14 protein-coding genes and 1 pseudogene are annotated in these 15,759 nt (G+C 25.5%); 3 read left to right on the top strand and 12 right to left on the bottom strand.

Features of this window, described 5'->3' with window-relative positions:
- Positions 1-2 precede the first annotated feature (2 nt).
- From ybeY to rpsF, 6 genes and pseudogenes are all read right to left on the bottom strand, one after another.
- Positions 3-455, bottom strand: coding sequence for an rRNA maturation RNase YbeY (gene ybeY / locus CJJ23_RS04440; RefSeq protein WP_095335143.1), 453 nt, complete (start codon positions 453-455; stop codon positions 3-5).
- A 24-nt stretch (positions 456-479) separates the two neighbouring features.
- A complete protein-coding gene (locus CJJ23_RS04435; RefSeq protein ID WP_420329862.1) occupies positions 480-887 on the bottom strand; it encodes an MAG1140 family protein in 408 nt (135 codons plus the stop codon).
- Positions 859-2,886, bottom strand: coding sequence for an Mbov_0121 family peptidase domain-containing ABC transporter (locus tag CJJ23_RS04430; RefSeq protein ID WP_095335141.1), 2,028 nt, complete (start codon positions 2,884-2,886; stop codon positions 859-861). Before CJJ23_RS04430 ends, CJJ23_RS04435 begins: the two co-directional genes overlap by 29 nt.
- A 408-nt stretch (positions 2,887-3,294) precedes the next feature.
- Positions 3,295-3,537, bottom strand: a pseudogene (rpsR, locus tag CJJ23_RS04425) (30S ribosomal protein S18); the annotation flags it as partial.
- A 24-nt stretch (positions 3,538-3,561) separates the two neighbouring features.
- Entirely contained in the window at positions 3,562-4,101 is a 540-nt protein-coding gene (locus CJJ23_RS04420) for a single-stranded DNA-binding protein (protein WP_095335139.1), read from the bottom strand.
- Between the two features lie 27 nt (positions 4,102-4,128).
- The gene (gene rpsF, locus CJJ23_RS04415; protein ID WP_095335138.1) at positions 4,129-4,548 is read right to left on the bottom strand and encodes a 30S ribosomal protein S6; all 420 of its coding nucleotides are present in this window, start codon (positions 4,546-4,548) and stop codon (positions 4,129-4,131) included.
- Positions 4,549-4,871: 323 nt separating this feature from the next.
- On the opposite strand from rpsF, the gene rpsT reads away from it, so the two are divergent.
- The 3 genes from rpsT (at position 4,872) to CJJ23_RS04400 (ending at position 6,253) form a co-directional block, all read left to right on the top strand.
- Positions 4,872-5,138: a 30S ribosomal protein S20 gene (rpsT, locus tag CJJ23_RS04410; RefSeq protein ID WP_084231850.1), complete on the top strand. Its 267-nt coding sequence runs from the start codon at positions 4,872-4,874 to the stop codon at positions 5,136-5,138.
- A gap of 144 nt (positions 5,139-5,282) precedes the next feature.
- Entirely contained in the window at positions 5,283-5,840 is a 558-nt protein-coding gene (locus CJJ23_RS04405; RefSeq protein WP_095335137.1) for an inorganic diphosphatase, read from the top strand.
- Positions 5,840-6,253 carry a hypothetical protein gene (locus CJJ23_RS04400; protein WP_095335136.1) on the top strand — a complete coding sequence of 138 codons (414 nt, stop codon included), beginning with the start codon at positions 5,840-5,842 and terminating at the stop codon, positions 6,251-6,253. Before CJJ23_RS04405 ends, CJJ23_RS04400 begins: the two co-directional genes overlap by 1 nt.
- Before the next feature lie 100 nt (positions 6,254-6,353).
- Here the strand turns inward: CJJ23_RS04400 and topA are convergent, their stop codons facing one another.
- Genes topA through CJJ23_RS04370 form a run of 6 tightly spaced genes read right to left on the bottom strand, consistent with a single transcriptional unit; the run spans position 6,354 to position 15,560 of the window.
- Positions 6,354-8,210: a type I DNA topoisomerase gene (topA, locus tag CJJ23_RS04395; protein WP_095335135.1), complete on the bottom strand. Its 1,857-nt coding sequence runs from the start codon at positions 8,208-8,210 to the stop codon at positions 6,354-6,356.
- A gap of 38 nt (positions 8,211-8,248) precedes the next feature.
- A complete protein-coding gene (locus tag CJJ23_RS04390; RefSeq protein WP_095335134.1) occupies positions 8,249-10,861 on the bottom strand; it encodes a lysylphosphatidylglycerol synthase transmembrane domain-containing protein in 2,613 nt (870 codons plus the stop codon).
- A 1-nt stretch (position 10,862) separates the two neighbouring features.
- Entirely contained in the window at positions 10,863-12,857 is a 1,995-nt protein-coding gene (gene ligA / locus CJJ23_RS04385; RefSeq protein ID WP_095335133.1) for an NAD-dependent DNA ligase LigA, read from the bottom strand.
- Positions 12,858-12,860: 3 nt separating this feature from the next.
- On the bottom strand, positions 12,861-13,805 hold the full coding sequence (locus CJJ23_RS04380) for an energy-coupling factor transporter transmembrane component T family protein (protein ID WP_095335132.1): 945 nt from the start codon (positions 13,803-13,805) through the stop codon (positions 12,861-12,863).
- On the bottom strand, positions 13,798-14,772 hold the full coding sequence (locus tag CJJ23_RS04375; protein WP_095335131.1) for an energy-coupling factor transporter ATPase: 975 nt from the start codon (positions 14,770-14,772) through the stop codon (positions 13,798-13,800). Before CJJ23_RS04375 ends, CJJ23_RS04380 begins: the two co-directional genes overlap by 8 nt.
- The gene (locus tag CJJ23_RS04370; protein WP_095335130.1) at positions 14,757-15,560 is read right to left on the bottom strand and encodes an energy-coupling factor transporter ATPase; all 804 of its coding nucleotides are present in this window, start codon (positions 15,558-15,560) and stop codon (positions 14,757-14,759) included. Before CJJ23_RS04370 ends, CJJ23_RS04375 begins: the two co-directional genes overlap by 16 nt.
- Between the last annotated feature and the right edge of the window lie 199 nt (positions 15,561-15,759).

Below are 15,759 nucleotides of genomic sequence, written 5' to 3'. Positions count from 1 at the left end.
AATTAACGACTAATTTGATGCTCTTTTAAAATTTCTTCAGTTAAATTGTTCATAACAATTTCTTCATCTTTTTCAATGTGGTCATAACCATTTAGATGTAATAAGGCATGAACAAATAAATAAGAAAATTCTCTTTTTAAACTGTGATTATATTCAACGCTTTGTGATTTAACTTTTTCCATATCAAAAACTATTTGACCAAGTGGTACATAGTTTAGAAAACTTAAAAATTCTTGGTCTGAAAAAGGAAAAGATAAAACATCTGTTGTTTTATCTTTATTTCGATATTCTTTATTTAATTGTTTTACTGTTTCAGAATTAGTAATTAAAACATCTACTTGAAAAGGTAATTTACTTTTAAGTTTTTTTTCAGTTGTTTTTAATAATTGAATAAAAAGTTTTCGATAACTAAATCTAGCACTTGTTTCATTTAAGAAATTAATATAATCATTCATGTTTTAATTTTAAATAATTAAAATTTATTTTAATAATAATTCATAAATTTTTTGTTCACCATTTGTAAAAGAAACATTAATTTTCGTATTTGGCAGTAATGGTGCTTTTTCTGATTCTTCAATAATTTTGACAACAAATTCTTTTGAATCATCTAGCAAAATATTTTTAATTATATAGTTGTATTTTTTGTCATTTATATTTATATGAATCACATCATCAATTTTTAATTTATATGCAAGATCATTTGTAACTATTAAAGAATTTTCATTTTCAGAATTTACACGTAAAACTGCTGCTTCACTTTTTTGGGTATTTTGCATAAAAAAGTAAATTACACCTGCACTTGAAAAAGATATAAAAAGAAAAATAAAAACAGTTAAGAATCAATTTACTTTTCTAAATTTATTTTTCAAGATACACCACTTTAGCATTTTCATTTACATAGTTTTCGTTATGACTAATTTCAATAAAAATAGCATCTTTTTGAAATTCTTTAATTGCTTTTTTTAATAATTGAATATTTTCTATATCTATATTTTCAAATGCTTCATCTAATAAAATTAATTCGTATTTAATTGTAAAAATTCTTAATAATTTAATTATTTGTTTTTGTCCTGATGAAAATGATAAACCATTGTCTTTTAAATTTTCTTTTAAGTTTAATTTAGCTTTATCCAAAATATTTGTAATCTTATATTTTTGTAAATTTTCTTCAAACAATTTAATTTTTTCAAAATCACCATCAGTAATAAAATCAATTATGCTAGTGTTAGTCAGAAAATATTCGGGATAAATATGAAATATCTTTTGCTTATAATTATCTTTATTTAAATGTATCATTTTTACATCATTTATACTGATTTCATCGGTATTATAGTTCGCTGCAATTAAATTTAAAAGTGTACTTTTTCCACTACCATTTTGTCCTTTTAAAATTACGGACTGATTTATTTCTAAATTATCTAGATGTAAATTTTTCTTATTTAATTCATATTCAAAAAGTAATTTTTCGATCTTAATATTTTCAATTTTATTTGTTAAATTTATACCATCTTGTGTATCTTCATTATCTATTGATAAGACAAAATTTAATAATTCAATATTTTTTTTATTTAATGGATACTTAACAATTATTTCTGAAAAAGATGAAAAGGGTAAAATAAAAAAATTAAAAGCAGTTAAGAAAATTAGTAAATTTCCTAAGCTAATTTCATCTTGTTTATTAAAAATTAAACCCACTACAGTTAACAAAATCGGGGTTGCATAAGATATGATAGATGAAAATAAAGAACGTATTTGATCTAACTTTCCAATTTTATATTCAACATTTTTATATTCTAAATAATTTGAATTTCAAATATTTAAATAATGATTTTTAATCTTTGAATTAGTTAATTGTTTCTTGCTAAAAATCAAATCATTTGTGCTTGAGTTTAAACTCATACTTGTTGATAAAATTTTTCTATATTTAGAAGAAAATAAATTTTGATATACAAATGAAATAGCAAAAATAATTAATGATGCTGCAAGTGCTATGAAAAATAACTTATAACTTATTCAAACTAAAATTACAGTTGATAATGCAAAGTTTAATAACTCTGAAAATAAAGCAAAAAGAAATTTAGATTTGAAATTTGAAATTTGACCAATTAATGAACTTCTTCTGATGTAATCGTAATAGTCCATTTTTGAATAATCTAAATTATTTATATTTAATATTTTATTTACAAAATTTTTACTAATTGTATATTCAATATTATTGGCACTTTTATTTACTAAATAATTTTTTAAAAAATTACTTATAACTTTAATAACTATTATTCATATAAAAATTAAACCAATTGTCAAAAGTGTTTCAGTGTTGTTATCAATTGCACTTGATTGAAAAATTAATTTAAGAAAGAAACTAGATAGAAAAGTAAAAACTGAATTAATTAAAATTGAAATAAATATAAATAGAAAATATTTTCCTACTTTCAATTCTGAAAACAAACTCTTGTTAATTTTTACTTCATTTGTTTTCTTAATTCCAATACTTACTGAAATTAAAATATTTAAAAAGATGTTTTCAAATTCAACAGCTGAAACAATATTTTTGCCATCAAAAGGATCTAAATAATGTATTTTTGTTTTAGTTATTTTTTCAATTATTACATAATGTTGAATGCCTTGCTTTTGTACTAGAGCAATATATTTTTCCTTCCCATTAATTTTATATAAAGATTGAAAATCACTTTTATAGCTTTCTAATGCCAAACCATATTTACTTGCAACGTTTTTTAATTCACTGATACTGATACCTTGCTTGCCGTAATTAACTTGTTTTTTTAGTAGATTTATATCTAAATGAATGTCATAGAAAAAGTTGTGAAAACTATCTAAAACAGCAAGTCCACAATCTTTAACATCTTCTTGCAAAACTATTTCCATATTACCTCAATATTTATGATTAGATTATTTTCAGAGATAAGACCCCCCTTCATTTAGCAATAAAATTTTTGAATAGTTTTGGAAAAAATTTTTTGATTTTTTACAAAATTTTTTTATATTATTTAATCTGATAAAAAACTATTTAATAACTTTTTAAATAATAATAAGTTTAAATTATCAATCATTTTTAAAAGTAAAAAAAACTCAGTTTTAAAATTTTGAAAATTATTTTTGAGTATTGAAGTAGGTGTAATCAAAAATTATTAAAAAAACGAACTACTTAAAGTTCGTTTTAAATTTTAATTATTCTTCTGATGCAGTAGCTTCAGGAGTTTGAGGTTTTTGCCCTTCAGAATGTGCTTGTCTGTCGCCTCTTTTACCCATTAAAGGACGGTTTGAACGAACACGTTCCCTTTTGTAAGGGATCAAAGCCATTTCACGTGCTCTTTTAATTGCAACAGTTAGTAAACGTTGTCTTTTAGCAGAAACAGCTGTAATTTTAGAAGGTAAAATTCTTCCGTGGGTGTTGATGTATTTTAACAATAAATCAACATCTTTATAATCAATATAGTTAATACCATCTTGATCTAATTGAGAAATGCGTTTTCTTTTTAAAACTTTTTTACCTTTAGATTTTTTAACAAATGCCATTTTAGGTTCCTTTCTATAGTTTAATTAAAAGTCACTATCATCATCAAAAAAATCATCGTCATCATCTAAATTAAAGCTGTCATTTGCTCAATCATTAGACTTAGAATCGTTATGGAAAGTTGTTTCTGTGTCTTGTAATTTTGCAAATTTATTTTCTTCAAAACTAGTTTGTTGAAAATTATTTTGATATGAATTATTTTCTGAATAAGAAAATGTATTAGTGCTTTGTGCATTTTGATTATTTCGATTTGAAGAAATAATGCTTGCATTATTGACCCTAACTGTTTGGTTATAAACTAGTTTATTGTCATTAGGATTTGTGTATGTAGAAGTTTCAATTGAACCTAAAATTGAAATAATGTCACCTTTTTTAGCATATTTTGATAAATAAACTGCTGTTTGATTTCAAGCTGAAAAGCCGATAAAATCAGCAATTGTTTCACCAGTTCTACTTTTAAAAGGTCGATTGACAGCAACCGTTGCTCTTAGGTATTCAATACCTGAAGCACCTTTTGATAAAACAGGGTCAGCTGTTAATCTTCCAACTATTGAAACTTGGTTCATGTAATACTTCCTTTAACTTTTAGCTAACTAAGCAGCTTTTTTATTTTGTGAAGTAACTTTTCTAGGTGTGTAGCTACGTTTAACTTCGCTACTTTCCTCTTTAGTATTTTCACGACGAACTTTAAGTTCTCTTGCAGGTAGTGGTGTAGCGGGTTTATTAATTCCACGCTCAGTTGTTAAGTTAACTACAAGATGTCTTCAAACGCTTTTGCTGATGTTTGCTTTACGCACAAACTCAGCAACTTCGTTTTTCTCATCTGATGATTCGACTAAAGCAAGTACATATTTAGCAACTTTACTTTTGTTAATTTCATAAGCAAGTTCTGTTCTATCAAGTACTTCAAATTTAGTAACTTTACCGCTTTTAAATGTTGATGTTAACATGTCTTTTGCCACGTTTTCATTTTCAGCAGGTGCTAAAATCATCATAATTTCATATTGACTCATCGTTTCCTCCTTCTGGTCTAATGGGTTAGTTGCTCTAATTTTTTGAACTAACCAAGGTTATAATAATAGTTATAACATAAAAAGCAATTTTCCTGCTTAAAAATTAGGTTCAAAAAACTACTTTTTTAGTGGTTTTATGGATTTATTTTGCTAACAAAAGTAGATAAGTTTTAAGAATTAAAACTACTAAAATTTAACTATTAAATTTTAGATTTTTTTAGCTCATCTAAATGCTTTTTTTGTTAAAATAGAGCAAGCTATTTTAAATACTTTCCACAGTAGCAGATATATTTAAAACTAAACACTATTTAAAGGAATCAAATATGGCAAATATTAAAGCAAATATTAAAAGTATTGTAACTAACGAAAAACGTCGTCTTCGTAATAATGCTATCAAATCTAGAGTTAAAACTGCAACTAAAAAAGCAATTAAAGCAATTAATCAAAAAGATGAAAACGCTTTAGAATTAGTAAGATTAGCACATTCAGAAATTGCAAACGCAAGATCAAAAAATGTGCTACATGCAAATAATGCTGCACGCAAAAGTTCTAGACTTGATGCAAAATATAATGCTGCTTTTCAAAAATAATTAAAAATTATTTTCAATCCTAAAAGTTCAAATTAAGTTTTGAACTTTTTTATTTAGTTATTTATTTTCAATTATTAAAATTAGGAAAATTTTCATAAAAATAAATAACCTAAAACGACTTTTTTATTTTACAATGTACTAGTTATGAAAAATAAATTATTAGATGTAACCATTGAAATTTCAAAAGGTTCAAAAATTAAATATGAATACGATCGTGCTAGTAAAAAACTAATTGTTGATCGTATTTTAAGGGGCGATTATGTCTATCCTGCTAATTACGGATTTTTAGCAGATGCACTTGATTGAGATGGAGATGAATTAGATGTTTTAGTTTATTCATCTGAGCAATTTCAACCTGGTTCAAGTTTAAAAGCACGCTTAGTTGGCGCAATGCAAATGATTGATGATGGTGAAACTGATACTAAATTAATTGCAGTTCATGCAGATGATTATCGTTTGGATTCAATTACTAAATTAAGTGATTTACCTGAAAAATTTCTTGATGATGTTAAATACTTTTTTTCAACTTATAAAAATTGAAAACGTAAAGGTATTACTCAAGTTGGAAGTTTTAAAGATGAAAACTGAGCAGTTGCTGAATATGAAGAATGCATTAGTTTAATGAAGGAATATGGTAAGTTTCCAAAAGATGAATTTATTAAATTAATGAAACAAAAACATCCTGAAAAATACGAATCATAATGCAAGAAATTTCAATCGAAAAACAGAATCAAAAAAGACTTAATGAATATCATAAAAGACGCTTAATTTCAGTTAAAAACTTTTATACTATTTACTTTGTTACAGCGACGATTTTATCAATTTTATTAATTGCTTTTGTTGTTAGTTTAGCAATATCATTAACTGGAGTAAGTGCATTATTATGAGGATGAATTTCATTACTAATTATTTCAGTTTTTGTAGGTTTTGCATTTATGGTTTTATCAATTATGTTGATCATGAAAATCACAAGTGAAGAAACGATTATCGAAGATAAGCATTCATTAAGTTTATATATTTTCTTAGAATTAATTTTTTCTATTATATGAATTTTTGCATTAATTGGTTATCTTAAATATTTAAAATTATCTAAAAAAGAAATTGCAAAATATTAAAAAATATACCTTGTCAAAAGCAAGGTTTTTTATGGCTCTCTTTTTAAAAAACATGATTAAAAAAAAGGAAAACAAAAATGTGCATTTTTTGATGCACATTTTATTCATCTAATTTTGGTTTTTTCTTTAAAGAATCTAATAATTTATTTGAACGTGTTTGCTTAGGAATACGCCGATTATAGGTACATGTAGGGTAGTTTGAGCATCCTACGAATCTTCCATAGCGAGAATTTTTATAAATTAATTCACCTTGATCAAGTGGGCATTTTTCATTTAAAAATTCGGGAAGTAAAGTTGTTTTTTCTAAATTCTCATAAGCAAATTCCATGGTCTCTGTAAATAAATTATAAAAAGAATTCATCAAGTTTATATAATCTTTTTTACCCTCGGAAATTAAGTCTAAATCTGATTCAACTTCTGCTGTATATCTTTCATTAATTATATTAGGGAAACCTTCAAGAAGTTTTTGTAATAACTGTCTTCCATATTCAGTAGGCTTTAAAGCTTGCCCTGTTTTTTCAACATATTGTCTTGATCTAATTATGTTAACAGTTGTTGCAAAAGTAGAAGGACGACCTACCTTAATTTCATCTAACATTTCAATTAAAGAACCATCATTATATCGTGCAGGTGGTTCAGTTTTTTTAGCTAATTTTTCTAATTTAAAAATTTCGATTTCATCACCAATTTTTAAATCTAAAATTAGTTGTTCATCTTCTTCATTAGCAATTGCTTTTCGGTATCCATCAAAAATTAATTTACGTTGATTATGTTTAAATCAGTAAGAATTATTGTCAAAAGTAAAACTGGTAATTTCTCTTATTGGAGCAGCCATAATTGACTTTAAGGTGTTATCATAAATTAATTTATAAGTTTGATAATCATCATTATTTAAAGAGTATTTAGTTCTTGCAATTTCAGGTGTTAAAGATAAATCTGTAGGGCGAATTGCCTCGTGAGCATTTTGATCTCCTGCAACACCTTTGACATTACCATCTCAATATTTTTCACCGAATTTTTTAGTGATATATTTTTTTGCATCATTTAAAAATGTTTGACTTAAAACAGTTGAATCAGTTCTAGGATAAGTAATCAACCCTTCATCTCCATAACCTTCAAATAAGCGTTGTGCACTTGATTGTGAACTGCGTGCACTTAATTTAGAACGTTTATAAAAAGCAGACTGTTTAAAAGGTGTTGCTTTCTTATCTGAACGAGTTGATGTTGCTACATCAATAACTTTCATGCGTTTTGAAAGAGAATTAAAAATCTGATCTACTTCACTAGGTTCGATTCAGTTTTTATCTCCTGTTTTATCTTTTAAAATTAAAAGCATTTTGTAATCACTATTTAAATAAGCTGCGATATTGTAATATTCAACTGGAATAAATGCTTCAATTTCTTTTTCACGATCAACAATCAATTTTAAAGCAATTGATTGCACGCGCCCTGCACTAGGGTTAACTGGTGTATTTGAAAATTTAGAACGCATTAACTTTGATAAACGAAAGCCAATGATACGATCAAGCATTCTTCTAACTTTTTGTGCTTGTACTAAATTTTTATCAATTTCAGTTTCATTTGCAAAAGCAGTTTGAATTGCTTGCTTAGTTATTTCGTTATATTTAACACGAGTGTGTTTATCTTCTACATTCAAAATTTCAACTAAATTTTGACCAATTGCTTCTCCTTCACGGTCAGGGTCAGTTGCAATGATTACTTTTGAAGCAGCTTTACTTGATTTGATTAAGGCATCAACAATTTTTTTCTTATCTTCAGCAATTACATACTTAGGTTCTCATTTTTCTAAATCGATACCTAGTTGGTATTTACCACTTTTTGATAGTTCAACCACATGACCAACACTTGCCATCACTTCATAACCATCACCAAGGTATTTTTTAATAGCTTTGATCTTATTTGGTGACTCAACAATTACTAATTTATTTTCTTGCATTATCTAGGTTATACCATATTTTTGAAACATGAATAAAATTACAATAAAAGCAATAGAAAAATTGTCAAAATAAAAATTGCAATTGCTATGATTCAAAAAATCGTTGCATAGCGATAATAATGACTGATAAAAAACTCATTAGTTTTCTTTAAAGAAGAATCACGATTTTTTCTTCAAATCGTTTGCAATCTTTTTTCACCTATTAAAGTTGTGATTAATAAGCCAAAACCCGCAATTAAAATCGGTCATAAGTTAAATACCTTATTAATTAAATCACTATGTGCTGCATTATTATTTGCATCTGTTAAATTAGCACCTTTAAAAATGGTACTATTAATTAAAACTGTTAAAAGTTCTTGAGTTCCACTGCCGCCTGGTGAAATTGATAAAGAGTTAGTTGTGTAAATTGTATTTGCAGCAACTATTTGCAATAAATAAGGATGAAGACCTAAATTTAAATCTGTATTGACAATACCAAGCATTAAATTAACTACCGAAATACCAACAAAAAATCTTGGAATAATTTCATATGCTAGCATTTCTAAAATTAGTAATGGTTTATTTCATAAAAACTTAATACTACTTCTTAATGATTCTAACGAATCATTAACTCTTAGATCAAAATAGTTATGGTCTTGAATTTGAAAAAAAGGAATTCTAATAACTATATAAAGTAATGTTTTACTAATTAGTTTTTGTATCTTAGTAGAAATGGTCAAAATTAAAGCAAAAGCAACAACTACAATAGTTACTAAACTACTGATTAAAAAAAAGTAAAAAACAGTTTGATTTGTATTAAATAAAAGGAAATAAAAATTATGTCCAAAACTAAAAAACAATAATATATTGACAAATAAAGCTAGTTGATAAATTAAAGAAGCAGAAACAAAAGTTGCTGCTAATTTTGAAAAAGGTATACCCCTTCTTCTTAAAAATCAAATAGCTAAAAGATCGCCGCCGATTTGTAAAGGTGTAATAAAAGAAACAAAAAAACTCATTCAAGCAATCATAAACATATGCCGGTATTTGACATATATTTTTTGCTTCCTTAAAAGTCTATATCTTAATAATGCTTGAAAAATAAAAAATGTGAATGTGCTTCCCCATAATATTAATAAAAATAAAGGATTGATATTTTTACCCATTTCAAATACACTTTGAAAAATATTACTGTCAGAAAAACTTTGATAAAACTTAGAAAAAATTACAGCAAATAAAATAACTACTATAGAAATTAAAATTAAATATTTTGCAATATTTCAAAAGTTAATTTTAAAATCTGTTGTACTAGGAATTTTATCTAGTACGCCTTTTTTAATTTGGCTTGCTAGATTTTTGCTTTGTTCAGAATCTTGTGTAATTAAGTTAATTTCATAAGGTTGATTGTTATCAAAATAAATAGTAAATCATGTTTTGTCTTCTAAAAAATATTGCCTGTATGTGCTGCTAAAAATAGACTGTTTTCTAGAAAAAACAATTTTTTTATCCAATATAGTTTTTTCTTCTTCTAGATTGTCTATTAAAAAATTTTCAAAACCAAATTCAATATTTATTATTTGATTAAGATATAAATTTGATTTATATATATTCTTTAATTTTGATAGAACAGAAAACAAGGTTGTGTTTAAATTTTTAAAATGATTAATCATTAATAAAAAGTTTTGTGATTGTAAAACTAAATTTTTTGATTCATCATTATCAAATATTAATTGATCAACACCATTAAAAAAAACTGTGTTTTTATCTTGTGGATTTTTGTAAAAAGATTTTTCATAATTAATTTTATTAGCTTTACAAAAATTAATTATTTCATTCGAAACTGAATAAGAAAAATTAAAAAAATATTCGTTGTCTTTATTTGTTTCCTTTAAATAAACAAGTCATAATAAAAATAATTCATTTATATTATATGACTGCATTTTTCTATTGTTTTTTTTATATAGAAATGAAATATTTGATTTAGAAACTAAAAAAATATTTTCTTGATTACTTTTAATTTTTAATCAAGCTTGTAAATATTTATTTCTAATAGATTTATTACTTTGTTTCAAATCATTTTTATATTTTCATGAATTTTTATGAACCACACTATCATTGAAATCTTCGAATAAATTATTGTAATTTTTAAAAAGTTCAAATTCTCTTATTGTGTTTATAAAAAAATAATTTGATTTATCAAAGAAAATATTTTCTACTTTTTTAGTAGTTAAACTTAAGTCAATATCTTTAAATGATTCGCCTGTTAAAATGTCTATTTTATTAAAATTAGAATCAAAAAATTTAAGAATAATTCTTTCATTGTTGATATCTTTTTCAATAGATATTGCAAAATCAAAATATTCTAAATTAGCTCTTTTTAATAAATTAAATTCATCATAAATTATTTCTTCTTTGACATTATAAATATTAAAAGATTCTTTTAAAGTTTCTTTTATTATATGAAGTGCATGATTAGATTTATTTGTATTGAAATGAGAAATTAATATTTTATTGTTTGAATTAAATTTAATTGATTTTTTATTTTTAATGATCTCGAAAATTTTTTTGATTTTAGTTTCTTCAAGACTAGTAAAAAAAGAGACTTGATTTTTTAAAATATCAAATCTTGTTTCTATACTTAAAATATCATCTTTAAATTTTCTGTTCAACATTTTAATTTATCATTTCTAAAAAATCTTTTTCACTTATTATTTTAACACCTTTACTTTTTGCATTTTCTAATTTTGAACCTGCATTTTCACCAGCAATTAAATAATTTAAATCCTTTGTTATTGAACTTAAATTTTTACCACCATTTTCTTTAATTAGATTTTCAAAATATTTTCTAGGGTGTGAAAGTGTACCAGTAATTACAAAAGTTTGATTATTTAATTTATCTGTTTTTTCTTCTTTAATATAAAAATCAAAATTTTCTGTTGCAAAAAAATTCAACAGATCTTTTGTATCTTCACTTTCAAAAAAACTTTTTAATGATGAGGTAACTATTGGACCAAAATTTTTCATCTCTAAAATTCTTTCATAATTAAAATTTAGTAAATCATTAAAACTATTTACTCCATTTTCTTTCAGAAAATCAATTAAATCTATTGCAGAAACAACTCCTAGATTTCTAATCCCTAATGAAATAATTATTCTTGAAATTCCATTCTTTTTTGAATCTTCAATTTCCTTTAAAAAAGTGTCGACACTTTTTTCACTGTAACCATTAAATTCTAGAATTTGATCTCTATGTTCTTTTAAAAGATATAGACTTTTAATATTACTTGTTAAACCTTTATCTCTAAGAAATCTTAATTTCTTTTCACCTAAACTATTGATATTCATTGCATCTTTAGAAACAAAATAAATTAGTTTTCTTAAGTTGACTTCTGGACAATTTGGGTTAACACAAAATTGATCTACAAAACCTTCTTGAATAACTAAATCAAAATTACATGAAGGGCAATTATTGATTATTGGAAAATAATCAATATGATCTTTTTCTTTTGCTAGAGATAAAACTTTAGGAATAATTTGTCCTGCTTTGATCACAACTACATCATCATTGATATTAATATTTAATTGCTTAATATAATCATGATTATGAAGCGTAGAAGCTGATACAGTTGTGCCATCAAGTTGCACAGGTTCTAAAACTGCATTATAAGTGATTGCGCCTGTTCTACCGACTGTTGCGAAGATATTTAATAGTTTTGTAATAACTGTTTCTGCTTCGAATTTATAGGCAATCATTGCATGAATAAATTTAGCAGTTTGACCTAATGATGAATACTTATTTAAGTCGTTTAATTTTAAAACTATTCCATCAATTTGGAAATTACCTACTTCTTCAACTTTAAAATCTTTTAAATAATTTTTTAATTTTTCAACTTCATTAAAATTAAATAATTTAATTTCAGGAGTGACAAAATTATTTTCTTGTAAGAAAATATTTACTTGCTCATAACTAGTTAAACCTAATTTTTTTGCATCAACTATTTCATATAAAAAAACACTTAGGTTTCTACTTTTAGTTACTAGAGAATTTTTTTGTCTTAAAGCACCACTAGCTGCATTGCGGGGGTTTGCAAAATTTAAATTATCTACTTCATTTAGTTTATTAAAAATATCTAGAGGCATATAAACTTCGCCTCTAACTTCTAGATTACCTATATAACTTATTTTTTTAGGTACGTTATCAATCATTCTAATATTTTGAGTAACATCTTCGCCAGTTTTTCCATCACCCCTTGTTAAGGCTTGTTTTAAATAACCATTTTCATATTTAATAGAAATTGATAATCCATCTATTTTAGGCTGCACAACAATTTTAAATTCAGGATCTACTTTACTTATTTTGTCAAGAAAATCTTGCACTTCTTCTAAACTATGTGCCTTTTTTAAAGACACCATTTCTTTAGTATGTTTTACCTTTTTAAAATTACTTTCTAATAAAGAAGAACCAACATTATTGGTTGCATCATTTTCTAAATCCTTAAAAAGATATGGATATTTATATTTTAAATTATGAAGTTCTCAAAGATTGTAATCATAAACTTCATCAGGTACTAAAGATTCATCTAAATTAAAATAATGATGATCTCATTTCAAAACATCATCATTAATTTTTATTATTTTTTTTAAAATATCTTTTTCTTGTTCACTCATTATTTACCTTGCAACAAAGCCACTTAATGAATAATCAAAACTGATATAGTTATGTCAAAATCCACTATTTGACACACTTACTTGAGTAGCAATTGGTTCAATTTTGAAAACAATAAAATAAGCTAAAAAAGCCATGAAAAATAAGAAGGTTAAATAGTCATATCATTTAAATGATAAACGGCGATATTTAGAACGAGCCTTATAAGGATCATAACCACGAGTTTCCATAGCAAATGCTAAATCTTCTGCTTTATTAAAACTTGTAACAAATAAAGGAATAATTAAAACAATTGTACTTTTAGCTTTTTCACGTAGTTTCCCGTTTTTAAAGTCGACTCCACGAGAAGCTTGAGCCTTCATAATACGGCGTGCTTCTTCTAGTAAAGTAGGGATAAATCTAAGGGCAATTGAAATTATCATTGAGATAATTTCAACAGGTATGAATAAGAATTTTAAAGGATAAATTCAAAACTCAATTGCCTTTGCTAGAAAGATTTGTTTAGTAGTTAAAGTTAATAAACTTGTGATTAAAATAATTGTATAAATACGAATTACTAAAGCAGCAAATTCCATAACCATGTTGTAGGTGATCGTAACCCTAAAATTACCTGAATCACCACCACCTTCTTTAACTCAGTTAGGAAAGCCATTATATGGTATTCCTGCATTATTAGGATCGGTAATTGGTTGAGCCGTGAACATGTTTAGTAAAAAGACAAATAGCGAAACTAAAACTGGAGTAATTAAAATTCTAAAAAAACTTTTTCATCTTTTAGTTGTCATGTAATATACAGCCATAACAAAAAATAAAAATAACAAAGAAGAGACTAAGTAATTACTCAAAAAAACCATCGCAATTGAAACTGCAGTTAATAAAATTTTTAACCTTGCATCAATGAAATGTAAAGGAGTATTAATTGGTAAATAACGCCCGAAAACACTATTCATTTGTCTCTCCTTTTTTATCTTTAATTTTCTTATTTAAAAAATCAGTTAGTTGTTCAATTTTAGTTATCTCAGGAAAATTAAGATAAGGTTTTTTTTCTTTAATTCTGTTAATTAAAGCAATGATTTGAGGTGCAATTAAATTATTCATTTTTAGGAAAACTTCATCATTTAAAATTCTCACAGTTGCATCATCACGCACGATTTGACCATTTGAAAAAACAATTGTTCGATGACTTCTTTCAAGCACATTATTCATGTCATGTGTTACCATGATAATTGTTTTTCCTTCTTCATTCAATTTATCAAAGATACTTAAAATTTCTCTGACTCCTGCAGGATCTAAACCAGCAGTAGGTTCATCCAAAATTAGAACATCAGGTTCAATTGCTAAAATTCCTGCTAAAGCAACACGTCGTTTTTGTCCACCACTCAGTGCAAGTGGATTCTTATGTAAATAATCTTCAGGAAGTCCTACTTTTTCTAAATAAATTTTTGCTCTTCTTTTAGCTTCTTCTTTAGGCACGCCATAAGCAAGAGGTCCGAACATAATATCTTTTTCAATTGTTGACTCAAAAAGTTGATATTCAGCAAATTGAAAAACAACTCCAACATGTTGCCTGATCATTTTTGATTCTTTGAATTTCTTACGAAACTTTTGTTTTTGTAAAGTTACATTTTTAGAATCAATTAATGGAGCAACATCATTTTTTGGACTCTTAGATCCACCTAGAATTAAATTCTTTTTTTTACGATATTCATGTTCAAAAATTCAGTTAATACTTCCAGTTTCTGGCGTTAGTAAAGAATTTAAATGCTCAATAAAAGTAGTTTTACCACTACCTGTTTGACCAATAATTGCTACATATTCTCCTTGATTAATGTTGCAAGAAGAATCATATAAAGCACGATATTCTAAGGGCGTGTTTTTATTGAAAATATGTGAAATACTTTTTACAATAATTTGCATAATTCCTCTACTAATTGATCTTGATCATATGTTGGTTCAATTCCATGTAATTGGTCACTTACTTTGTAAATAAAGGGTGAATCAATTTTTGCTAGTTCAATAATTTTTTTATTATTTAAAATCTCTGCAGGTGAGCCCGATGCTACTAATTTACCACCTGAAAACACTAGCAATAAATCTGCTTGAATAGCTTCATCCATATCGTGAGTGATTGAAATTAAGGTTTTTAATCTTTCTTGTTGAATTTCTTTAATCAGTTTTAAAACATCAGATTTACCTTTTGGATCAAGCATTGATGTGATTTCATCAAAAATGATTACTTCAGGGTTTAATGCTAAAACAGAAGCAATTGCAACACGCTGCTTTTGTCCTCCAGAAAGAGAAACAGGTTCTCTTTCTAAATATTCAAACATACCTACTTTACGGCTTAATTCAATAATGGTGTCATTGATTTTCTTTGAATCAATTTTTTTGTTTTCTAAACCAAAAGCAATATCATCTTCAACAGTGCCACCGATAAACTGGTTATCAGGGTTTTGAAAAACAATTCCAACCTTTTCGTGAATTTGGTCTTTAGTAGATGAGCGCACTTCAATACCATCGATTATTATAGTGCCACTTTTAGCTCGATAGAGTGCAACTAGTAATTTACCAAAAGTACTTTTACCACTACCGTTATGTCCTAAAATGGCAATATATTTACCACGAGGAATTTCAAAACTCATACCATCAATGGCATTTTTCTCCGATTCACCATAGGCGAAGTATAGATCCTGAACTTTAATCATATTTTTAAATTTTAATACAAAAAGCGAAAAACAAAATACATTTATTAATTAATATTTAAATAGTTAATTTGTTAAAAAAATACTTATTTATAAAAAAACTCCTATTTTATAAAAAATAGGAGCCCGCATCGGCCTAATAACTGCAACAGAAAGGTTGTAGTTATTTTTTATAATATAAGTAATATGAAATACAAACAAG

The organism is Mycoplasmopsis agassizii (genome assembly GCF_002276225.1).
Lineage (GTDB): Bacteria > Bacillota_I > Bacilli_A > Mycoplasmatales > Metamycoplasmataceae > Mycoplasmopsis_B > Mycoplasmopsis_B agassizii_A.
The sequence above is the reverse complement of the archived record's forward strand: the minus strand, read 5'-3'. Positions and strand labels throughout refer to the sequence as shown.